At 62.6% G+C, this 20,593-nt stretch carries 21 protein-coding genes; 12 read left to right on the top strand and 9 right to left on the bottom strand.

Annotation, left to right across the window (positions count from 1 at the left end):
• Nucleotides 1–100 precede the first annotated feature (100 nt).
• The 6 genes from lptF to rsmA all read left to right on the top strand — a co-directional run bounded on the left by lptF (nt 101) and on the right by rsmA (nt 7,677).
• Complete coding sequence (gene lptF / locus SM764_RS11200; RefSeq protein WP_369001903.1) at nt 101–1,240, top strand: LPS export ABC transporter permease LptF; 1,140 nt, start codon at nt 101–103, stop codon at nt 1,238–1,240.
• Nucleotides 1,237–2,370: an LPS export ABC transporter permease LptG gene (gene lptG / locus SM764_RS11205; protein ID WP_065273279.1), complete on the top strand. Its 1,134-nt coding sequence runs from the start codon at nt 1,237–1,239 to the stop codon at nt 2,368–2,370. Before lptF ends, lptG begins: the two co-directional genes overlap by 4 nt.
• A 1-nt stretch (nt 2,371) precedes the next feature.
• Nucleotides 2,372–4,534 carry an LPS-assembly protein LptD gene (locus tag SM764_RS11210; protein ID WP_369001809.1) on the top strand — a complete coding sequence of 721 codons (2,163 nt, stop codon included), beginning with the start codon at nt 2,372–2,374 and terminating at the stop codon, nt 4,532–4,534.
• The gene (locus SM764_RS11215; RefSeq protein ID WP_065273277.1) at nt 4,519–5,787 is read left to right on the top strand and encodes a peptidylprolyl isomerase; all 1,269 of its coding nucleotides are present in this window, start codon (nt 4,519–4,521) and stop codon (nt 5,785–5,787) included. The genes SM764_RS11210 and SM764_RS11215 overlap by 16 nt, the downstream gene beginning before the upstream one ends.
• Complete coding sequence (gene pdxA / locus SM764_RS11220; protein WP_369001810.1) at nt 5,784–6,761, top strand: 4-hydroxythreonine-4-phosphate dehydrogenase PdxA; 978 nt, start codon at nt 5,784–5,786, stop codon at nt 6,759–6,761. Before SM764_RS11215 ends, pdxA begins: the two co-directional genes overlap by 4 nt.
• 70 nt (nt 6,762–6,831) lie before the next feature.
• On the top strand, nt 6,832–7,677 hold the full coding sequence (gene rsmA, locus SM764_RS11225) for a 16S rRNA (adenine(1518)-N(6)/adenine(1519)-N(6))-dimethyltransferase RsmA (RefSeq protein WP_274828493.1): 846 nt from the start codon (nt 6,832–6,834) through the stop codon (nt 7,675–7,677).
• A 177-nt stretch (nt 7,678–7,854) separates the two neighbouring features.
• On the opposite strand, the gene SM764_RS11230 is transcribed toward rsmA, so the two are convergent.
• From SM764_RS11230 to prfA, 3 genes are all read right to left on the bottom strand, one after another.
• On the bottom strand, nt 7,855–8,541 hold the full coding sequence (locus tag SM764_RS11230; RefSeq protein ID WP_274828494.1) for a DUF4167 domain-containing protein: 687 nt from the start codon (nt 8,539–8,541) through the stop codon (nt 7,855–7,857).
• Nucleotides 8,542–8,762: 221 nt separating this feature from the next.
• Nucleotides 8,763–9,650, bottom strand: a complete 888-nt coding sequence (prmC, locus tag SM764_RS11235; RefSeq protein WP_369001811.1) for a peptide chain release factor N(5)-glutamine methyltransferase — start codon at nt 9,648–9,650, stop codon at nt 8,763–8,765.
• Complete coding sequence (gene prfA, locus SM764_RS11240) at nt 9,613–10,668, bottom strand: peptide chain release factor 1 (protein WP_065273272.1); 1,056 nt, start codon at nt 10,666–10,668, stop codon at nt 9,613–9,615. Before prfA ends, prmC begins: the two co-directional genes overlap by 38 nt.
• An 87-nt stretch (nt 10,669–10,755) precedes the next feature.
• Here prfA and SM764_RS11245 point away from each other — a divergent pair, with 87 nt between their 5' ends.
• Nucleotides 10,756–11,058 (top strand): hypothetical protein, encoded by a 303-nt coding sequence (locus SM764_RS11245; protein ID WP_369001812.1) that lies wholly within the window; start codon nt 10,756–10,758, stop codon nt 11,056–11,058.
• A gap of 150 nt (nt 11,059–11,208) precedes the next feature.
• Here the strand turns inward: SM764_RS11245 and SM764_RS11250 are convergent, their stop codons facing one another.
• The 4 genes from SM764_RS11250 to SM764_RS11265 all read right to left on the bottom strand — a co-directional run bounded on the left by SM764_RS11250 (nt 11,209) and on the right by SM764_RS11265 (nt 14,924).
• The gene (locus SM764_RS11250) at nt 11,209–11,646 is read right to left on the bottom strand and encodes a DUF1499 domain-containing protein (protein WP_065273270.1); all 438 of its coding nucleotides are present in this window, start codon (nt 11,644–11,646) and stop codon (nt 11,209–11,211) included.
• Nucleotides 11,647–11,713: 67 nt separating this feature from the next.
• Nucleotides 11,714–12,661 carry an agmatinase gene (gene speB, locus SM764_RS11255; protein WP_274828932.1) on the bottom strand — a complete coding sequence of 316 codons (948 nt, stop codon included), beginning with the start codon at nt 12,659–12,661 and terminating at the stop codon, nt 11,714–11,716.
• Nucleotides 12,662–12,668: 7 nt separating this feature from the next.
• A complete protein-coding gene (gene speB / locus SM764_RS11260) occupies nt 12,669–13,640 on the bottom strand; it encodes an agmatinase (RefSeq protein ID WP_274833723.1) in 972 nt (323 codons plus the stop codon).
• 108 nt (nt 13,641–13,748) lie between these two features.
• A complete protein-coding gene (locus SM764_RS11265; RefSeq protein ID WP_369001813.1) occupies nt 13,749–14,924 on the bottom strand; it encodes a M20 aminoacylase family protein in 1,176 nt (391 codons plus the stop codon).
• Nucleotides 14,925–14,986: 62 nt separating this feature from the next.
• Between SM764_RS11265 and mazG the strand changes: the two genes are divergently transcribed.
• The 5 genes from mazG to SM764_RS11290 all read left to right on the top strand — a co-directional run bounded on the left by mazG (nt 14,987) and on the right by SM764_RS11290 (nt 18,152).
• Entirely contained in the window at nt 14,987–15,811 is an 825-nt protein-coding gene (gene mazG, locus SM764_RS11270) for a nucleoside triphosphate pyrophosphohydrolase (protein WP_369001814.1), read from the top strand.
• Nucleotides 15,812–15,843: 32 nt separating this feature from the next.
• Entirely contained in the window at nt 15,844–16,785 is a 942-nt protein-coding gene (locus SM764_RS11275) for a nucleoside hydrolase (protein ID WP_369001815.1), read from the top strand.
• On the top strand, nt 16,782–17,237 hold the full coding sequence (locus SM764_RS11280; RefSeq protein ID WP_369001816.1) for a GNAT family N-acetyltransferase: 456 nt from the start codon (nt 16,782–16,784) through the stop codon (nt 17,235–17,237). The genes SM764_RS11275 and SM764_RS11280 overlap by 4 nt, the downstream gene beginning before the upstream one ends.
• A gap of 139 nt (nt 17,238–17,376) precedes the next feature.
• Nucleotides 17,377–17,652, top strand: a complete 276-nt coding sequence (locus tag SM764_RS11285) for a YMGG-like glycine zipper-containing protein (protein ID WP_369001817.1) — start codon at nt 17,377–17,379, stop codon at nt 17,650–17,652.
• 251 nt (nt 17,653–17,903) lie between these two features.
• Nucleotides 17,904–18,152, top strand: coding sequence for a DUF2798 domain-containing protein (locus SM764_RS11290; protein ID WP_274828503.1), 249 nt, complete (start codon nt 17,904–17,906; stop codon nt 18,150–18,152).
• A gap of 71 nt (nt 18,153–18,223) precedes the next feature.
• On the opposite strand, the gene eno is transcribed toward SM764_RS11290, so the two are convergent.
• Nucleotides 18,224–19,498, bottom strand: a complete 1,275-nt coding sequence (eno, locus tag SM764_RS11295) for a phosphopyruvate hydratase (protein WP_065273261.1) — start codon at nt 19,496–19,498, stop codon at nt 18,224–18,226.
• Between the two features lie 160 nt (nt 19,499–19,658).
• Nucleotides 19,659–20,540, bottom strand: a complete 882-nt coding sequence (locus SM764_RS11300; RefSeq protein ID WP_065273260.1) for a DMT family transporter — start codon at nt 20,538–20,540, stop codon at nt 19,659–19,661.
• Nucleotides 20,541–20,593 lie beyond the last annotated feature (53 nt).

Here is a 20,593-nt window from a genome sequence, read left to right on the forward strand (position 1 = left end):
TTTGATCATTGCCTGTCGGCTGTGCAGATTGCAGTTTTCCCCGCCGGACAAATCCTTTAAGCTGCGGCGCAATCACAACCGCAAGATCTGGGGGGATCAGGTGTCACGCTACGACAGATATGTGCTGTCGCAATACCTGCTGTTCTTCGGCTTCTTTGCGCTCATCCTTGTAGCTGTGTTCTGGGTGAACCGGGCCGTGGTGCTGTTCGACCGGCTGATCGGAGACGGGCAGTCAGCGCTGGTCTTCCTGGAATTCACCGCCCTGACGCTGCCGAATCTGATCCGCATGGTGCTGCCAGTCGCCGCCTTTGCCGCCTCGGTCTGGGTGACCAACCGGCTGCACAATGAAAGCGAGCTGACCGTGCTGCGCGCGACGGGAACCAGCCCTTGGCAAATGGCCCGCCCGGCGCTGGCTTTTGGCATCATTACCGCGCTGATGATGTCAGTGCTGACGCATTTCCTGTTGCCGTCCTCGATCAACCAGCTTGCGCTGCGCGAACGGGAGGTGTCACGCAATGTCACAGCCCGCCTGCTGACCGAAGGCAAATTCCTGCACCCGGCCAAAGGCGTCACCTTCTACATCCGGCAAATCGACCCTGACGGCACTCTCAACGACGTGTTCCTTTCCGACCGGCGCGATCCGGAGCAATCGGTCACCTACACCGGAGCCCGCGCCTTTCTGGTGCGCGATGGCGACAAGGCCCATCTCATCATGGTGGATGGCATGGCGCAGCGGCTGGATCACAAGACCCAGACGATGTCGACCACCGTCTTTTCTGACTTTTCCTATGATATCAGCTCTCTGACTCAAAAGATTGGTCAAACGACCCGCAATATCCGCGCCATTTCCAGTCTTGAGCTTATGACCGCAAAAGAGGCGATCACCGACAGCGAAGGCTTTTCGCAGGGTGCCCTCACTGAAGAACTGCATCTGCGGTTTGCCCGGGCGCTGGTCTGCGTCACGGTCGCCCTGATTGGGTTTTCCGCGCTGATGTTGGGAACATTTTCGCGCTTTGGGGTCTGGCGGCAGGCGCTGATAGCCTTTGCGCTGCTGATCGGGGTCGAGGGCCTGCGCGGTATCGTCTCGGAACCCGTTCTGAAGAACCCCGATCTTTGGCCGCTGATTTATCTCCCCGCACTGAGCGGCCTTGCCATTGCGCTGCTGTTTCTGCATCTGGCCAGCCACCCTAGCCTGCTGCGCAGGCGGCGGCGGGCTGAACCGGGAGAGCAGCTGGCGTGAAACTCGATCTCTATTATGCACGCAGATTTGCGCAGTGGTTCCTCGTTATCGCTGGCGTCCTAATGACGTTGGTGGTGCTGATCGACCTCAACGAGCAGATCCGCCGGTTTGACAGCCTCGACCTCGGCGCCGGTAAGTTGATCGGTCTGACACTGTTGAACGCCCCCGCCGCCTTTGACGAATTCCTGCCGCTTATCATGATCCTCAGCACCATCGTGCTGTTCGTTGGGCTCGCGCGCAGCAGTGAGCTGGTGGTGACCAGAGCCATCGGTCGCTCTGGCATTCGGGCGCTGGCCGCGCCGGTTCTGGTAGCCGCGCTGATAGGCATTCTGGCCCTCAGCACCCTGAACCCCATCGTCGCGGCGACGACCAACCGTTTCAAAACCCTTTCGGAAACCTATCGCAACGGCGGCCCCTCGGCGCTGTCGCTGTCCGGCGAGGGGCTGTGGCTACGTCAGGGTAGCCCGCAGGGGCAATCGGTGATTCACGCGTCGGGCTACGCGGGCGAGCAGCAAGACTCCAGCCTGGGAAACGGCGATGCCGACAGTATCAAACTGTTCGACATCACCATTCTCGACTACGCCCCCGGCGGCACACCAATCCGTCAGATCGTCGCCGAAAGCGCCCGGCTGCAGGGCGGCGACTGGCTGCTGACCAAGGCCAAAGTCTGGCCATTGGCCGCTGGATTGAACCCCGAAACCAGCTCGGCTGAGCACGAAGTGTTACTGGTGCCGACCACACTGACCACCGACCGGATCCGCGACACGCTTGGCACCGCTGACGGGATCTCGGTTTATGACCTACCCGCCACCATCCGCGATCTGGATGAAGCCGGGTTCTCCACCAAACGCTACGAGGTTTGGTATCAGGCCGAACTGGCCCGGCCGCTGTTCCTGGTGGCCATGGTGTTGGTCGGTGCGGCCTTTACCATGCGCCATGCCCGCTTTGGCGGCACAGGTCTGGCGGTACTCACTGCCGTCTTGCTAGGCTTTGGCCTTCACTTCATACGAAACTTTGCGCAGGTTCTTGGCGAGAACGGCCAGATCCCGGTGGCCTTGGCCGCTTGGGCTCCACCGGTCGCCGCGATTCTGCTGACTATGGGCCTGCTTTTGCATGCCGAGGACGGTTAATATGCGCCGCACCCTTTTGCTTTCCGTGCTGCTGCCGTGGCTGGGCCTGACCGTCCCCGTGCAAGCGCAGGACACCAATGCCGCTGACGCGCCGCGACAGCCTGCAATGCTGGTTGCAGACCGGGTATTCATCGCCCCGGACCGGACGCTGGTTGCCAGCGGCCATGTCGAGGCCTTTCAGGGTGACGTCCGCCTCAAGGCACAAAAGATCACCTATGACCAAAGCAGCGGCACTCTGGAAATCGAGGGGCCGATCCGGATTGATCAGGGCGGCGAGATCGTCATTCTTGCCAATGCCGCCGAAATGGACCGGGACCTGCGGAATGGTCTTCTGAGCAGTGCGCGCATGGTGTTCCAACAGCAATTACAGCTGGCCTCGCTGCAAATGACGCGAGTCAGCGGGCGTTATACGCAGCTGTACAAGACCGCCGTCACTTCGTGTCACGTCTGCGAGGACGGAAGCCCGCCGCTCTGGCAGATCCGGGCTGAACGCGTGACCCATGACCAGCTCGAACGCCAGCTTTATTTCGAGAACGCCCAGCTGCGGGTTCTGGATGTGCCGGTGTTCTATTTCCCAGGAATCCGCCTGCCCGATCCGACGCTGAAGCGAGCCACCGGTTTCCTGATCCCCTCTTTGCGCACAACCTCGAACCTCGGCTCCGGGGTCAAAGTGCCGTATTTCTTCCGGCTTGGTGACCACCGGGACCTGACGCTGTCGCCCTATGTCTCGCGCAAGACCCGCACGCTGGAGGCACGCTACAGGCAGGCGTTCCGTACCGGCACGATTACATTCGAGGGCGCCCATACCCGCGATGACCTGCAACCCGGCGACAGTCGCGGCTATTTCTTCGGGACCGGCAGTTTCGATCTGCCCCATGATGTCCGCCTGGGGTTCGATGTAAAAACCGTCTCGGACGACGCCTATCTTGCCGACTACGGCCTCGACGATCTTGACCGGCTCCGCTCGGATCTGACGCTAACCAAGGCGCAACGCGACATGATGTTCAGGGCCGGTCTTTATCACTACAAGACGCTGCGCGACAGCGAACAGCAGGAGTTCATCCCCTCGGCCGTCGCCGATCTCACCTTCCAGCGCCGCTATTTCCCGCAGACTATCGGTGGCGAAATGCGCCTGACGCTGGAGGCCCATGGCCACCGTCGACAGTCGGATCAGACCAGTACCGGCGCCTTGCCGCTGGGCCGGGACATTGCCCGTGTGACCGCCGATATCGACTGGCGCCGTCAATGGCATTTCGCGAGCGGCCTGGTGGCCGAGTGGCAGGTAGGCGCTGCGACAGATGCGTTTTCGATCTACAACGACGCCAAGTTTGACAACACCGCAACCCGGCTAACGCCGCGCAGCGCCCTGACCCTGCGCCTGCCGATGAGCAAGGTTAGCACCACCGGCAACCGCACCTATCTGGAGCCCATCGTCCAGCTGGGCTGGAGCGATGTCACCGGCGATGCGGTGCCCGGCGACGAAAGCGGCTTTGTCGAATTCGATCAGGGCAATCTTCTGGCCCTGTCGCGCTTCCCCGCTGTCGATGCGCGCGAAGACGGGCTGACCCTGGTCTACGGGGTCAACTGGGCGCATTACGCGGTCAATGGATGGCAAGCCTTTGCCACCGTCGGACAAATCTTCCGGCAGGATGCCGACACCCGCTTCACCAAAAGCTCAGGCCTCGGCGGCACCACCTCAGATATCCTGATGGCAGGGCAGCTGAAGCTGAGCCAGGATCTGTCGCTAACCACGCGCGGCCTACTGAACGGGTCGCTGAACTTTTCCAAGGCGGAGTTCCGCGGCGATTGGCGCCACGAAAAGGGGTCGTTGTCAGGCACCTACCTCTGGCTTGGCACCGACCCGGCCGAAGGGCGCAGCGAAGAGACCTCGGAAATGTGGTTCGACGGCTCCTACGAGATTTCACCGGCCTGGCGCGCCAGCGCCAACCTGCGCTATGACATCTCTGATGCACAGGCCACGCGGGCAGGTATCGGCCTTGCCTACAGCAATGAATGCGTCACCGTCGACGTTTCGCTCAACCGGCGTTATACATCTACAACAAGTGTTGAGCCTTCGACCGATTTTGGGTTTACCATCGCGTTGAACGGGTTCTCCGTGAACAGCGGCAACAAAAAGTACAGGCGATCATGCAGCAATACCTGACCCTCCGGACTCCGGCCTCCCTGATCCATCGCGGCCTGCGGTTTGCGGCCAAGTCGGCCACGGCCCTGACGCTCTGCGCCGTTCTTCTGACGCCGGTGCCTGGCGCCGCGCAGGGGTTGTTCTCGCCTGCCATCACGGTCGATGACTCGGTCATTACATATTACGAACTCGAACAGCGCGCCCGTTTCATGGGGGTGCTGCGGGTTCCGGGCGACCTGATGAAGGCGGCCCGCAAGGAGCTGATCAATGACCGCCTGAAACTGGCGGCCATGGCTGAGGCTGGCATTGAGCCCAGCGAAGAAGAGATCACCGCAGGCATGACTGAACTGGCCGGGCGCGCCAACCTGTCGCTGAACGAATTCCTGTCGGCGCTGCAGGAAAGCGGCGTCGATCCGGAAACCGTGCGCGATTTCTCCCGCGTCGGGCTGGGCTGGCGTGATCTGGTCGGTGCCCGCTTCCTGTCACGCGCCCGACCGACCGAGGCAGAGATCGACCGCGCCATGGGTCAGGCTGGCTCCGGCAGCGTTCAGGTTCTTCTGTCCGAGCTGATCCTGCCGATCAACGAACAAAACGCCGCACAGGTCGAGGATCTGGCGCGTCAGGTCTCGCAACTGCGCAGCTATGATTCCTTTTCCGCCGCCGCCAGCCAGTATTCCGCTGCCCAAAGCCGCGAACGTGGTGGCCAGCTGAACTGGATGCCGATCACCAAACTGCCGCCGCAGCTGCAAGAGGTCGTGCTGGCCCTCAGCCCCGGCGAGGTGACCGATCCGCTGCCGCTGCAAGGCGCGGTTGCCCTGTTCCAGATGCGCGATCTGCGCGAGGTCACAGGACGTGCGCAACGCTATGCCGCGATCGATTACGCCGCCTATTACCTGCCCGGAGGGCGCAGTGCCGAGACATTGGCGAAGGCGCAAAGCATCATCTCCCAGACAGATACCTGCGACGATCTTTATGGGGTGGCAAAGGGGCAGGATCCTTCGGTTCTGGATCGTGTCAGCCTGCCCCCGGCAGAGATTGACCGCGACATCGCGATCGAGCTTGCGAAACTCGATCCCGGCGAAACCTCGACCGCAGTGACGCGCAACAACGGAAATACATTGGTTCTGCTGCGCCTGTGTGGTCGTACGGCCGAACTCGGCGAAGGAGAAAGCCGCGAAACCGTCGCCAATGCCCTGACCGCGCAGCGGGTTGATTCCCTGTCCGAAAGCTATCTGGAACAGCTGCGCGCCGACGCCCAGATCAAAGAAAAATGACCCATACGCGCCCCGTCGCGATCAGCTGCGGCGAACCGGCCGGTATCGGCCCTGAAATCGCAGCAAAGGCCTGGGCTGAGCTGCGGACCAGCTGCCCCATGCTGTGGCTCGGCGATCCGCGCCACCTTCCTGCAGGCACGCCTTATCAGGAGGTTGCGCAGCCGCAGGATGCCGCAGCTATCTGCCCGCAGGCGCTGCCGGTGCTGAAGGTGCCTTTTGCCGGGGACGCCAATACCGGAACACCGGACCCACGCAATGCATCCGGTGTGATCGCCGCAATCGAAACCGCCGTATCGCTGGTGCGTGCAGGCGAGGCCTCGGCCATCTGCACCGCCCCCATTCACAAGAAGGCGCTGATCGACGGCGCGAGCTTTGCCTATCCCGGCCACACCGAATTCCTGGCCCATTTGGCAGGGCGCGACAGGGTGGTGATGATGCTGGCGAGCGACCAGCTGAGGGTGGTGCCGACAACCATCCATATTGCCCTCTCTGAGGTCCCCCGCGCCCTGACGCCGGATCTGCTGCGCGAAACCATCGCCATCACCGCCGAGGGCCTGCGGCGTCAGTTCGGCATTTCCAAGCCGCGCATCGCTGTTGCCGGGCTCAACCCGCATGCAGGTGAAGGCGGCGCCATGGGCCGCGAGGAGCTGGAGTGGATCGCGCCGCTAATCGCCGAGCTGCAATCGCCGGATATGACCCTGACTGGGCCGCATCCGGCGGATACCATGTTTCATGCTGCCGCCCGCGCCCGCTATGATGCGGCGGTCTGCATGTATCACGATCAGGCGCTGATCCCGATCAAGACGCTGGATTTCGACCGGGGCGTCAACGTCACCCTTGGCCTGCCGTTCATCCGCACCTCCCCGGATCATGGCACCGCTTTTGACATCGCCGGAACCGGTCGGGCGAACCCGTCGAGCATGATCGAAGCTCTGAAAATGGCGCAGCGCATGGCCTTGGCAACCTCTGGCTGAGCCTGCTCCCGCCAGCCTTTGCGCCTGCTGCCCCTTGCCTTGACCCGGTATTTCGCCGCATAGGAAGGGCATGAGCCAGATCGACACCCTCCCCCCCCTGCGCGAGGTCATCGCGACGCATCAGCTGTCCGCCCGCAAATCGCTGGGCCAGAACTTTCTGCTGGATCTCAACCTGACAGCAAAGATCGCCCGCCAGGCCGGCGACCTTACTGGTTGTGATGTGCTTGAGATCGGGCCTGGCCCTGGTGGCCTGACCCGTGGGCTTCTGGCCGAGGGCGCGCGCCGGGTGCTGGCGGTGGAAAAGGACAGCCGCTGCCTGCCGGTGCTGGAGGAGATCGCAGACGCCTATCCGGACCGTTTGCAGGTGATCAATGGCGACGCGCTTGAAATTGACCCGCTGCAATACCTGACACCGCCGGTGCGGGTGGTAGCCAACCTGCCCTACAACGTCGGTACCGAATTGCTGGTGCGCTGGCTTACGCCAAAAGACTGGCCGCCGTTCTGGCAAAGCCTGACGTTGATGTTCCAACGCGAGGTGGCCGAACGCATCGTGGCGCAGCCCGGCTCCAAGGCCTATGGGCGGCTCGCCATTCTGGCGCAATGGCGTGCCAAGGCGCAGATCGTACTGTCGCTGCCGCCAGGCGCCTTTACCCCGCCGCCGAAGGTGAGCAGCGCCGTGGTACATCTGGAGGCGCTACCCGAACCGCGCTACCCGGCGGATGCGGCGACCCTGTCGCGTGTTGTGGCTGCGGCCTTCAACCAGCGCCGAAAAATGCTGCGTGCAAGCCTTAAAGGGGTGTCCCCGGATATCGAAGCGCACCTGGAGGCAGCAGGCATCCCCCCAACAGAACGCGCCGAGCAGGTCAGCCTGGAAGCCTTCTGCGCGCTGGCCCGCAGCCTGAAGCCAGTCGGGTAAGACGCCGCCCCTGCGGCAACGCACTCATTTGACGGTGCTCCAAACCTGTAGCCCAGAGCAAAAGAAAAACCCCGGCCCGCCATCGGCGACCGGGGTTCTCTATTTCGTTCGCAAAAGACCTGAACCACAGGGTGGACGCAGGAACGGGACACATCTGCCCCAATCCCATTGCAGCCCTTACTCAGCTGCTTCCGGAGTGTCTTCTGACGGTTTGGGCTTGGAGCGGCTGCGCGTGGGCTTCTTGGCCGGTTTCTTGGCCTCATCCTCTTTGCCTTCCGCTGCGGCCGGTTCTGCGACCTCGCCTTGTGCCCCTTCGGGCGCCTTCTTGGCAGCGGGCTTGCGCGGCGCGCGGGGTTTGCGCGGCGCAGATTTCTTCGGCGCAGCCTCGGAACTCGCGCTTTCCGGTGTCTCAACCAGACCGCTGTCCTGATCCTGACCGCCAGCTTCGCGCGGGTCGATCACTTCGGGCTGCGGCGCATCGGCGGGATCAGCTGCGGGTTTGGCCTGAGCCGCTTCGCGTTCCTGACGCTCCATCCGCTCGGCGCGTTCGCGATCACGTTCGGCCTGGCGTTCGCGGTTCTGCCGCTCCTGCTCTTCACGGCGCGCGTCGATTTCCCGCTGCGCTTCGTTCAGAAGGCGCAGGTAATGCTCGGCATGCTGCTGAAAGTTTTCAGCCGCAACGCGGTCATTGCTCAGCTGCGCATCGCGAGCCAGCTGGTTGTACTTGTCTATGATCTGCTGCGGAGTTCCGCGCACCTTGCCCTCGGGACCAGAGCTGTCAAAGACACGATTGACAACATTGGCGCCATTTGCAGGGCGATTTCGGTTCGACTTGGAACGCGAACGTGATTTTGACGATCTCATATGCCTAACGTCAGCCTTGATTGTAAGCGTCGTAGACCCAATCGAGCGCGCCTCAGCGCCGGGTCATCGACATTTTTGGGCTTGATGTCGCCGGGAGGAAAAACGCCCTCACCTTTGTGCGACAGTTTGAGTAACCACTTTAAGCGCCCCCATACAAGAGGCACAGCTTCTTTTTCGACCTTTTTTCTTTCTAAAGTGCGAATTTTCCCATTCGATCCGGCCTAGGCAGGCGCATTCCCGCAAACAACCCGGTCCCGTCCATCAAGATCGGGAAGAACCTGAACCGCCTCCAGCCCTGCCGAGTGGAACAGATCCGCGACATCCGCGCCCTGACTTGGGCCGATTTCGACCAGCAGCCGCCCCCCCGGCACAAGATGCTGCATGACACCGGCCAGAATACTGCGATAGGCGCCCAGACCATCGCCGCCATCGGTCAAGGCCATCTGCGGTTCATGGTCCAGAACCTCGGGGTCCAACGCCTCCATTTCAGACCGGGCGATATAGGGCGGGTTGGAAACGATCAGATCGAATGTCCCGCTCACGTCTTGCAACCAATCCGACTGGCGGATATCGGCGCGCTCCGCCACCCGGTGCAGCACCGCATTGGCGCTGGCCTGCAGGCAGGCCGCCTCGCTGAGATCGACGCCAAGCCCAGAGGCATCCGGCTGTTCGGCGAGCAGCGTCACCAGAATGCAGCCCGACCCGGTGCCCAGATCCAGCACCCGCTTGAAGGGGCGCGACAGCGCGGCTTCGATCAGGGTTTCGGTTTCCGGGCGCGGGTCCAGAACCTCGCCCGAGACCTTGAAACGGCGACCGTAGAACTCCCGCTCGCCAATTAGATGCGACACAGGAACGCGCACGGCGCGCAGGGCCACAAGTTGCTCATACCGGTCGGCGATCTCAGAAGACAGCTCTTCCGGTGCGATCAGTGTAACACGACTCGCTTCGATTCGCGCGGCATGCGCCAAAAGAACCCGTGCATCGCGTGCAGGATCAGGCACCCCGGCCGCCCGCAGCCGCGATGCTGCGGCAGCCATGGCCTGCGCTGCGGTATTTCCCGAATGCGTCACGTCACTGCCCCAGTTCGGCCAGAAGACGCGCCTGATCATCCGCCGTCAGCGCGTCGATGATCTCATCCAGATCGCCCTGCATGATCTGATCCAGCTTATAGAGCGTCAGGTTGATCCGGTGATCCGACATCCGCCCCTGGGGGAAATTATAGGTCCGTATCCGCTCCGAGCGATCGCCCGAGCCGACCTGGCTGGCGCGGCTTTCCGAACGCTCGCTGTCGATGCGCTGGCGCTCCAGATCATAAAGCCGCGTGCGCAGCACCTGCATGGCAATCTCGCGGTTGCGGTGCTGGGATTTTTCCGAGCTGGTGACAACCGTGCCGGTCGGCAAGTGGGTGATCCGCACCGCAGAATCCGTGGTGTTGACGTGCTGCCCCCCCGCGCCAGAGGACCGCATGGTGTCGATACGCAGATCGTTCGCATCAATTTTGATGTCGACGTCCTCGGCTTCGGGCAGGACCGCGACGGTGGCCGCCGAAGTATGAATACGACCTCCGGATTCGGTGACGGGAACCCGCTGTACTCGGTGCACGCCGGATTCATACTTCAGCCGGGCAAAGACATTCTCGCCCTTTATATGGGCCACGACTTCCTTGATGCCCCCCAGTTCGGTGGCCTGTTCTTCCAGGATCTCGAACTTCCAGCCGCGCGCCTCGGCATAGCGCTGATACATGCGGAGCAGATCCCCCGCAAAAAGCGCCGCCTCGTCGCCGCCGGTGCCGGGACGGATTTCCAGGATCGCGGGCCGCGCGTCAGCCTTGTCCTTGGGCAGCAGCGACAGCTGCAGCTGATGTTCCGCTTCGGGCAGCGCCGCCTTCAGCGCCGGGATTTCCTCTTCGGCCAGTTCCTTCATATCGGGATCGGCCAGCATGGCTTCGGCCTCGGCCAGATCCGCCACCAGTTTGCGATAGGCTTGCACCTGCTCAACCACCGGCTTCAGATCGGAATATTCCTTGGCCAGGGTCGCAATATCGCCGCCGCTGGCACCATCTGCCATCGCCGCTTCAAGGTATTGAAACCGTTGCAGGATCTGCTCCAGCCGATCTTCGGGTACCATCGGGAACGCCTATTTTGTTCTTGTCATAAGGGCCATGGGCCGCCGGGGCGCTTTGGCGCGGGCCGCGCCCTGTGATATGCTAGGGGCATGCATTATACCAGTCTCCTTATCGCAACCGCGCTGATCGGCACCGCCCTGCCCCTGCAGGCGGATGTCACCGGTCCGGGCGGCAAAGTGCTTGATTGCTATTGCACCGACAAATCCGGCAGCCGGGTCGAGATTGGCGAGTTTCGCTGTCTCTCGGTCGATGGGCGCAGCTTCATGGCGCAATGCCAGATGTCCCTGAACGTACCCATGTGGCGCGAGGTCCAGTCGGCCTGCCCTTCAGCCGCGCTGAACGGCGCGCAGTTGCCGCAAACCGAAACAGACCACCCGCTGCCGAGGCTTTAGGCGCAAGACCGCGAAACCGTGCGCACGCCGCACCTTGGTGCGGCGCCCGGCCCAACGGGAGCGGCGCATTCCGCAATGCGCCTGCGACGGGCGGGAGCGCCTCCCCCTACTTGTTGAGCATCGCTGCCGGTTGAAAAAGCTGCGGGTTTCCTAGTCCACCGCAGCAGTGTCGCCCGCCATCTCCATCTGCGACAACCAATTGTCGATCCGGGCCTTGTTGCTGCCCAGATCGGAGCGGCCAAAGCGCAGCCGAGCGTAGACCTTCAGCAACTCCCCATCCTGCCGGGCCGTGGTGTAATCGGGAAATCCGAACAGCTTGGTCCGGGTCACATAGGTCACCATCTGGTCCTCGACCGAGCCAGCGAGCAATTGCGTGCGCGGCGCCTGCCCGGCGATACGGTCGAACCGGCGCAGCCCGTCCGGGCCTGTGTTCACCACCCGGAAGATACCACCGCGAAATTCCTTGTCCTCGGACAATTCCGGCTGGGTGTTCCAGTCCAGGGGATCAGAGGGCGCCAGCCGGATGAAGCCAAGCACCACAACGACAGCAGCAAGAACGATCCACCCAAGCAGCATAACACGTCCCATCTGGTCTCCCCCCGCCCCGTCTGCTGTCACCGCAGACCGCGGTGCCCTGCGCCGCGGCTGAGGTTGCCTATTTCGTCTTCACGCCCGGCAGCACGCACATCAATTCGTACAGCAGGTTCGCCGCCGTCAGCGCCGTGTTGCCCGATGCATCATAGGGCGGCGACACCTCGACCAGATCGCAGCCCACGATATTGAGCCCCTTCAGGGATCGGATCAGCTCCAGCGCCTGCGGTGTCGTCAGCCCGCCGATTTCAGGCGTGCCGGTGCCCGGCGCATAGGCCGGATCAAGACTATCAATATCATAGGTCACGTAGACCGGCCTATTGCCGATATCGCGACGAATTTCCGCACCCATGTTGTGCAGCTGCCGCCCCCACAGCTCCTGCGCCGGAAAATGCTGGAATCCCCAGGACTGCGCCTCGGCAAAATCCTGTGCCGAATAGCCAGTGCCGCGAATGCCGATCTGATAGGTCTTGTCGGGAACGACCAGCCCTTCTTCATAGGCGCGGCGGAAGACGGTGCCATGGGTTTCCTTTTCGCCGAACATCTCGTCGTTGACGTCGGCGTGGGCATCCACATGAACAAGCGCCACGGGGCCATATTTCGCGGCGATGGCGCGCAGGATCGGCAGGGTGATCGAATGATCGCCGCCCATGGCCACCGGAATGGCCGAGCCCGACAGGATCGCCGCATAGCTGTCCTGAATGATGCGCAGCGAATCCTTCAGCGAAAAGGTATTGATCGCCAGATCGCCGATATCGGCGATGTTCAGGCTGTCAAAGGGCGCCGCGCCGGTGGCCATGTTATAGGGCCGCAGCATCGCGCTTTCGGAGCGGATCTGTTTCGGGCCAAACCGGGTGCCCGAGCGCCAGGAGGTGCCGATGTCCATCGGAATACCCAGCACCGCCACGTCCAGCCCGGTCAGCGAGGTCGCTTGCGGCAGCCGCATAAAGGTATTGGGCCCGGAGAACCGCGCCAGATCGTTGCCACTGATGGGTTGATTGAACTCTGCCATTCTCTGCTCAGCCATTCTTCTTTGTCATATTCCAGCCCAGAAGGCAGATGATTTCCATCGCCACATGAGCCCCCGCAATCGCCGTCGCGCCGGTCGTATCGAACGGAGGCGAAACCTCCACCACATCGCCGCCTTTGATGTTGATCCCGGCGATATCACGCAGGATCCGCGCCACCTGCGCCGAGGTCAGCCCGCCCCAGACCGGAGTGCCGGTACCGGGTGCATAGGCCGGGTCCAGCCCGTCGATGTCAAAGGTCAGATAGGTCGGCCGGTCGCCGAGGATGTCCTTAATGCGGCGGGCAGTCTCAGCCGGGCCGATCTCATGCACGGTGGGGGCGTCGATGATATTGACGCCCAGCGTGTCCTCGTTGGTGGTGCGGATGCCCACCTGAACCGAGGTCGCAGGGTCCACGATCCCCGATTTCACCGCCTTATAGAACATGGTGCCGTGATCCACGCGCGAGAAATCATCATCGGCCCAGGTGTCGGTATGGGCATCAAACTGCAACAGCGAGATCGGACCGTATTTCTCGGCATAGGCTTTCAGGATGGGAAAGCTGATGTAGTGATCGCCGCCCAGCGTGACCGAAGCGGTGTCGCTGTCGAGAATGCCCTTGATATGGGCCTGCAGGGTGCCGGGAAAGGCCGGGACGTTGGCATAGTCAAAGGCCAAATCGCCGTAATCCGCTATCGCCAGCTCGCTGAGGGGATCAAAGCCCCAGCCATAGGGGGCATCGGGGCTTTGCAAGAGGCTCGCCTCGCGGATCGCGCGCGGGCCCAGCCGGGTGCCGGGGCGGTTGGTCACCGCCTGATCAAAGGGCACGCCGGTAACGGCGATATCTGCGGCGTTCAGATCCTTGGTGTAGCGGCGGCGCGCAAAGGACGGAGCCCCACCAAAGGTGTTCTCATAGCTGAGCCCCTTCAGGTCTTCGCGGGTGAAAGCCTGATCCACCTGGGTCTTTGCGTCTTCCAATGCCATCGGCCTGCCCCGTTACAAGTTGTTAACCCCGTTTCAGCCGGGAATACCCGACTGAAACTATGTTGTCACCTGCTGAGGGTGGTATGAATACCCGCCCTTGCAAGCCGGTCACGCTGCGGGTTGTGCGCGCTCCACCAGGCGGGCGAAAAAGGACGCCCCGACCGGCGCGATGGCATCATTAAAGTCATACTTGGGGTGGTGCAGCCCGGCGGTATCGCCCTGGCCGATATACAGATAGGCGCCGGGGCGGGCGTTCAGCATGTAAGAGAAATCCTCGGCCCCCATGTCGCGGGTGGCATCGGGGACCACCCGGTCCTCGCCGACGATTTCGCGCGCGACGCCAACCGCGAAATCCGCCTTGTCCGCATCGTTGATGGTCGCGGGATAGCCGACCTCGTAATCCAGCGTCGCTTCGACGCCGTAAGAGACCGCCTGCCCCGCCACGATCTCCTCCATGCGGCGCATCACCATGTCCTGCACTTCGGGATCAAAGGTGCGGACGGTGCCGTTGATATAGGCCGTGTCGGGAATGACGTTGTCGACGGTGCCGGTATGGATCTGGGTGACCGAGACCACCAGATCCTGAAGCGCATAGTGATTACGACTAACGATGGTCTGTATCGCCTGGGCAATGCCGCAGGCCGCCATCACCGGATCGCGGGTCTCGTGCGGCATGGCGCCGTGCCCGCCAACCCCCTGAATACGCACATGGAAGGTATCCACCGCCGCCATGATCGGCCCCGGCGTGGTCAGGAAACTGCCCTCGGCCAGCCCCGGCAGATTGTGCAGCGCGTAGACCTCGCCGATGTTGAATTGCTCCATCACGCCTTCTTCTACCATGATACGGGCACCGCCGATGGCCTCTTCGGCGGGTTGGAAGATCAGCGCGACGCAGCCACTGAAATTACGCGTCTCGGCGAGGTATTTCGCTGCGCCCAGCAGCATGGTGGTGTGTCCGTCATGGCCGCAGGCGTGCATGTTGCCCGCGTGGCCCGAGACGTATTCGACGCCGGTTTCCTCGGGGATGGGCAGTGCATCCATATCGGCGCGCAGGCCAATCGTCGGCGCATCCGGCGCGTCATGCCCCTGACCGTTGATGATCGCCACCATGCCGGTCTGAGCGATGCCCTCGTGCAGCTCATCCACACCGAATTCGCGCAGGCGCTCGGCCACGAATGCGGCGGTCTTGGGCAGATCCAGCGCCAGCTCCGGGATCTGGTGCAGATGGCGCCGCCATGCGGTCATATCAGTGGCAAAATCGGCGATGCGGTTGACGACCGGCATGGGGTGGACTCCTTGGTCAGACTCGGGATGATGCATCTGACACCGATCAATAGGCAGCTGCAATGGCCGATACAGAGCTCATCCACGACGAAACCGCCGGAATCGAACGACTTTTGGAAATCATGCGCGCCCTGCGGAATCCCAAAACGGGCTGCCCCTGGGATGTGGCGCAGGATTTCGTCACCATCGCGCCCTATACCATCGAAGAGGCCTATGAGGTCGCCGATGCGATCGAGCGCGAAGCCTGGGATGAGCTGAAGGGAGAGCTGGGCGATCTGCTGTTCCAATCCGTCTTTCACGCGCAGATGGCCGAGGAAGCCGGGCATTTCACCTTTCAGGACGTGGTCACCACCATGTCGAACAAGATGGTCAGCCGTCATCCGCATGTCTTTGGTGACGAATCGCGTGACAAATCCCCCGAGCAGCAGACCCGCGACTGGGAGGCGATCAAGGCCGCAGAACGCGCGGGCAAGGCACAACAGGGCACGCTGGATGGCGTCGCCGTCGGTCTACCCGCACTGCTGCGGGCGCATAAGCTGCAAAAACGCGCCGCCCGGGTGGGGTTCGACTGGCCCGATGCCAGCCACGTGATCGACAAGATCCAGGAAGAGGCCGCCGAACTGGTGGAGGCGCGAGACGAGCTGACACAGGACGCGGTGGAAGAGGAATTCGGCGATCTGATGTTCGTGATGGCCAATCTCGGCCGCCATCTGGGGGTGGAGCCCGAGGCCGCCCTGCGCCGCGCCAACGCAAAATTCATCCGCCGGTTCGAAGGCGTCGAAGCGCGCCTTGCCGATCTGGGCAAACGCCCCGAGGACAGCACGCTTGAAGAGATGGACGCCCTGTGGGATGCCGAAAAGGAAGCCCAGCGCGCCAAAGCCACCTGACCGTGACCAAAAGAGATACAGAAAGACCTTTCATGACCGCACGCAAGATCATCATCGACACGGATCCCGGCCAGGACGATGCCGTTGCCCTGCTGCTGGCGCTGGCCAGCCCGGACGAGCTGGAGGTGCTGGGCATCACCTGTGTGGCCGGCAACGTGCCACTGGCGCTCACGCAGAAGAACGCCCGCATGATCTGCGAAGTCGCCGGGCGCAGCGATGTGCCGGTGCTGGCGGGCTGCGATGCGCCACTGGCCCGGCCGCTGGTGACGGCGGAACATGTGCACGGCAAGACCGGCCTCGATGGCCCCGAGTTGTGGGAGCCCCAACTGCCGCTGACCGACGGGCATGCGGTGGATTTCATCATCCACAACCTGCGCCGCCATGCCCCCGGCTCGGTCACCCTTTGCCCGCTGGGACCGCTGACCAATATCGCGACGGCCTTCAGGAAGGCGCCAGATATTATCGACCGGGTGCAGGAAATCGTGCTGATGGGCGGCGCCTATTTCGAAGTCGGCAATGTCACCCCCGCCGCCGAATTCAACATCTACGTCGACCCCGAGGCTGCCGAAGCCGTCTTTACCTCCGGCGTGCCGCTGGTTGTGATGCCGCTGGATGTCACCCATAAGGCGCTGGCAACTCGGCCCCGGGTCGCTGCGATCCGCGCTTTGGATACTCGCGCCGGTCATTTCACCGCCGATATGCTGGATTTCTTTGAACGGTTTGATGTGGCCAAATACGGCTCCGAAGGCGGACCGCTGCACGATCCCTGCGTCATCGCGCATCTTTTGCAACCGGATTTGTTCTCCGGTCGTCACGTGAACGTTCAGGTCGAAACCGGGTCGGAGCTGACCCTTGGCATGACCGTCGCCGACTGGTGGGGCGTCACCGACCACGCGCCCAATGCCATGTTCATGGGGGATGTGGACGCGGACGGCTTTTTCGCACTGATCACCGACCGTCTGGCCCGGCTATGAGCGCCGCGCTGCATCTCGCCAAGCCCGAGCATCTGGGCAAGTTGCTGCCCTTGGTTGCTGCCTGCCACGAGGAGACGGGCCTCGACAGCAGCGCCAAGCAGCGCGAAACGGCAATCGCGCCGCTGCTGGAGGGCATGCCTTATGGAGCAGTCTATATCATCGGCCCCACCCGTGCGCCCATTGGCTATATCGTGGTCACCTGCAGTTGGTCGGTCGCCTTTGGCGGCATGGACGGCATGGTGGATGAGATCTACATCCGCCCCGCCGTACGCGGCCGCGGCATTGCCACCGAAGTGCTGACAGAATTGCCCAAAACCCTGGCCGAAGCCGGGATCACGGCGCTGCACCTCACCGTCGATCAGGCCAATGAGCAGGCACAGCGCCTTTACGCCCGCGCCCGTTTTCAGCCGCGCGAAGGCGAGATGCTGATGAGCAAGAGACTCATCCCCTGAGGCCCTAAACAGCGCATCAGGCAGGTTTTCGCCACTTTGGGCGTGTCCTTCGGATTTTTCCCAAAAGTTGATCCAGGACAGATCGGGGCGCTGAAATCGGCGCAATACTCCCCCTCAGACCACTGACAGGAGATGTCCGATGAAAGCAAAACTCGCCGCACTCACCGCTGCTGCCGTTCTAGCCCTGACCGGCTGCGAGAACCTGACCACCGAACAACGCACCGTCGTTGGTGTCACCGGCGGCGCCGCTGCCGGTCTGATCGCCGCCGAGGCGCTGGATGCCAACAAGAACTGGCGCATCATCGCTGCCCTTGCCGGTGCGGCAGCTGGCACCGTGGTGGCCCAGAACCAGGCCACAAACACCTGCGCCTATGCCCGCGGCGACGGCACCTATTACGAAGCGCCCTGCCCCTGATCGCAATCTGACACCGCACGCCTTGACCGGTGCCCTGACCGGGTGCTAGCGAGGCTTACGCTGAAAAACGCAGGGCCGGTCCGGTTATCCCGGCCCTTGCGGGACGCCGCCCTAAAGCGGCGCCTGCAAGAGTTAGTCAGGCTGGACATCTCTGCCTGAACCCGCAGCAGTCCCCGTCACCGGGGTACTGCGGTATATCGTGAAATGACCCGTCGCATCCCGTTTACACAGATAGAAAACGGAGTGCGTTCATGCCTCACCCCAAAACGACAGTCATCCTCGCCCAGTTCTTCATCGCGCTGATGATGGCCTTTCTGATGACCGGTATCTTCACCGCCTTTCCCACCGGCTTTGCGCCCGGATGGGTTGGCCTCTGGCTGGGACGGTTCGTGATCGCGATGCCCATCGCCTTTGTCCTGTCGCTGGGCGTCGGCCCACTCGCCTTTTTCCTGGCCAGCCGCCTGATCCGCCTCCTGACGCTGTCACGCAGCGCCGGGTGAACCGCCCGCAGGACACGCAAAAGGCCCCGCCGATACCGACGGGGCCTTTCATCAGATCTGTCGCCTGATCCTTACTTCAGGATCGAACGGCCTGCGTATTCGGCCACTTCGCCCAGCACTTCTTCAATGCGGATCAGCTGGTTGTATTTCGCGAGCCGGTCGGAACGCGCCAGCGAGCCGGTCTTGATCTGGCCGCAGTTGGTGGCAACCGCGAGATCGGCAATGGTGGCATCCTCAGTCTCGCCCGAACGGTGCGACATCACGTTGGTAAAGCCCGCGCGGTGCGCCATGTCGACGGCCCGCAGGGTTTCGGTGAGCGAGCCGATCTGGTTCACCTTCACCAGCATCGAGTTGGCCGAGCCGCGCTGGATGCCTTCGGCCAGACGCGCCGGGTTGGTCACAAACAGATCGTCACCCACCAGCTGAACCTTGTCGCCGATGGCGTCGGTCAGGGCTTTCCAGCCGTCCCAGTCATCTTCGCCCATGCCGTCTTCGATCGAGATGATCGGGTAATCGTTCACCAGCGCCGACAGGTAAGCGACGTTTTCATCGCTCGACAGGGTCTTGCCTTCGCCCGAAAGGACGTATTTGCCATCCTTGTAGTATTCGGTCGCAGCACAATCGAGCGCCAGATAGATGTCCTCACCCGGGCGGTAGCCTGCCTTCTCGATGGACTTCAGAACAAAATCCAGCGCTTCACGAGTCGATGCGATATTGGGGGCAAAGCCGCCCTCGTCTCCGATCCCCGTGCTGAGGCCCGCTGCGGTCAGCTCTTTCTTCAGGGTGTGGAACACTTCGGCGCCCATGCGCACGGCGTCACGGATATTCTCCGCTGCCACCGGCATGATCATGAATTCCTGAATGTCGATCGGGTTGTCGGCATGTTCGCCGCCGTTGATGATATTCATCATCGGCACCGGCAAAACCCGCGCCGAGGTGCCGCCCACATAGCGGAACAGCGGCTGGGTGGTGAAATCGGCAGCCGCCTTGGCCACGGCCAGCGATACGCCCAGAATGGCATTGGCGCCCAGACGGCCCTTGTTGGCGGTGCCGTCCAGCTCGATCATCGCGCTGTCGATGGCAACCTGCTCGGTCGCGTCAAAGCCGACAAGCTCTTCGGCAATCTCACCGTTGACGGCGGCCACGGCCTCCAGAACGCCCTTGCCCATGTAACGGCTCTTGTCACCGTCGCGCTTTTCCACCGCTTCATGCGCGCCGGTCGATGCGCCCGAGGGGACAGCGGCGCGGCCCATGGTGCCGTCTTCGAGGATCACATCAACCTCGACGGTCGGGTTGCCCCGGCTATCAAGGATTTCGCGGGCGTGAATGTCGATAATGGTGCTCATCGGTCGGTTCCTGACTGTGGCAATTGGTTGCCAGCGTCATAGCAGCCGAGGGCAGATTGTAAACCGCTTCCGTTATCGCTAACGCACCTTTATTTCACCGGTTAGGGCTAACAATTCGCTGTTTGCGCCAACAGTTTTGCAGCTGCGGCGATGTGCCTGATCAGGCCGCCGCCGGAACGGCGCGGGCCAGTCGACGTTCGCGCAGGAAGGTATAAAGGCCAGAGGCGATGATCAGCCCGGCCCCGGCCAGGGTCATGGCATCGGGGCGTTCGTTGAACATGATGACGCCCGCCAGAAGCGAAAAGACAAGCCGCGTATAGCGGAAGGGCGTCACAGCCGAGGCATCCCCGACCCGCATCGCCGAAACAATACCGTAGTAACCCAACACACCGAACAGAACGCCGCCCAGCATCATCAGCGTTTCGCCCCCCTCCAGCGCCCGCGCCTCTCCGGGCGTCAGCACCAAGAGCAGCGCCGCCGCCGGAATGACGGCTGCAAAGGCCTGAAAACTGACCACGGTGGAGGGCACGGCACTGTCCATCACACGTGTCAGCAGATCCCGCGCGGCAACCGCCCCAACCGAGACCAGCACCAGCAGGGCAGCAGGCTCAAATCCGCTGAGCCCCGGCCGGATGATCATCAGAACCCCGGCGAAACCAACAAGGATCGCGCTCCAGCGCCGCCAGCCGACCTGCTCACCCAGAAACAGCGCCGCGCCCATAGTGATGACCAAAGGCGTTGCCTGAAACACGGCGGCCACAACGGAAATATCCACCAGCGCCAGCGATGTGGCAAAGCTGACCGCAGCCAGCGCCTCGGTCAGGGCGCGCAGCACCGGCCTCCGGCGCCAGGCGCGCGGGGCAAAGATCCGGTGCCCCTGCAATTTCGCCAGAACTGCAAAGACGCTGCCGCTGCCGAGCCCCAGAAGGATCAGGATCTGCCCCACCGGAAGCCCCTCGGACAGGGTCTTGATGAACATATCCTCCAGGGTGAAGGCTGCCATCGCTCCGATGACCAGAAGAATACCGTTGATGTTGTTCATGCGCGCGCCCTTCCTGTGCCCGGCCCCCGCGATAGGCGCCCTGCAAATCCGGG

Source organism: Pseudophaeobacter sp. 1A16562 (genome assembly GCF_041008785.1).
Lineage (GTDB): Bacteria > Pseudomonadota > Alphaproteobacteria > Rhodobacterales > Rhodobacteraceae > Phycobacter > Phycobacter gallaeciensis_A.

What these genes read in the sequence shown, in the direction of transcription:
- SM764_RS11215 (WP_065273277.1), top strand. Translation starts at nt 4,519, where the DNA reads ATGCAGCAATACCTGACCCTCCGGACTCCGGCCTCCCTGATCCATCGC.
- SM764_RS11250 (WP_065273270.1), bottom strand. Translation starts at nt 11,646, where the DNA reads ATGGGACGTGTTATGCTGCTTGGGTGGATCGTTCTTGCTGCTGTCGTT.
- eno (WP_065273261.1), bottom strand. Translation starts at nt 19,498, where the DNA reads ATGAGCACCATTATCGACATTCACGCCCGCGAAATCCTTGATAGCCGG.
- prmC (WP_369001811.1), bottom strand. Translation starts at nt 9,650, where the DNA reads ATGATCAGGCGCGTCTTCTGGCCGAACTGGGGCAGTGACGTGACGCAT.
- SM764_RS11210 (WP_369001809.1), top strand. Translation starts at nt 2,372, where the DNA reads ATGCGCCGCACCCTTTTGCTTTCCGTGCTGCTGCCGTGGCTGGGCCTG.
- SM764_RS11275 (WP_369001815.1), top strand. Translation starts at nt 15,844, where the DNA reads ATGACCGCACGCAAGATCATCATCGACACGGATCCCGGCCAGGACGAT.
- SM764_RS11265 (WP_369001813.1), bottom strand. Translation starts at nt 14,924, where the DNA reads ATGCCGGTCGTCAACCGCATCGCCGATTTTGCCACTGATATGACCGCA.
- mazG (WP_369001814.1), top strand. Translation starts at nt 14,987, where the DNA reads ATGGCCGATACAGAGCTCATCCACGACGAAACCGCCGGAATCGAACGA.
- SM764_RS11245 (WP_369001812.1), top strand. Translation starts at nt 10,756, where the DNA reads ATGCATTATACCAGTCTCCTTATCGCAACCGCGCTGATCGGCACCGCC.
- SM764_RS11230 (WP_274828494.1), bottom strand. Translation starts at nt 8,541, where the DNA reads ATGAGATCGTCAAAATCACGTTCGCGTTCCAAGTCGAACCGAAATCGC.
- rsmA (WP_274828493.1), top strand. Translation starts at nt 6,832, where the DNA reads ATGAGCCAGATCGACACCCTCCCCCCCCTGCGCGAGGTCATCGCGACG.
- SM764_RS11285 (WP_369001817.1), top strand. Translation starts at nt 17,377, where the DNA reads ATGAAAGCAAAACTCGCCGCACTCACCGCTGCTGCCGTTCTAGCCCTG.
- SM764_RS11300 (WP_065273260.1), bottom strand. Translation starts at nt 20,540, where the DNA reads ATGAACAACATCAACGGTATTCTTCTGGTCATCGGAGCGATGGCAGCC.
- SM764_RS11280 (WP_369001816.1), top strand. Translation starts at nt 16,782, where the DNA reads ATGAGCGCCGCGCTGCATCTCGCCAAGCCCGAGCATCTGGGCAAGTTG.
- SM764_RS11290 (WP_274828503.1), top strand. Translation starts at nt 17,904, where the DNA reads ATGCCTCACCCCAAAACGACAGTCATCCTCGCCCAGTTCTTCATCGCG.
- pdxA (WP_369001810.1), top strand. Translation starts at nt 5,784, where the DNA reads ATGACCCATACGCGCCCCGTCGCGATCAGCTGCGGCGAACCGGCCGGT.
- prfA (WP_065273272.1), bottom strand. Translation starts at nt 10,668, where the DNA reads ATGGTACCCGAAGATCGGCTGGAGCAGATCCTGCAACGGTTTCAATAC.
- speB (WP_274828932.1), bottom strand. Translation starts at nt 12,661, where the DNA reads ATGGCAGAGTTCAATCAACCCATCAGTGGCAACGATCTGGCGCGGTTC.
- speB (WP_274833723.1), bottom strand. Translation starts at nt 13,640, where the DNA reads ATGGCATTGGAAGACGCAAAGACCCAGGTGGATCAGGCTTTCACCCGC.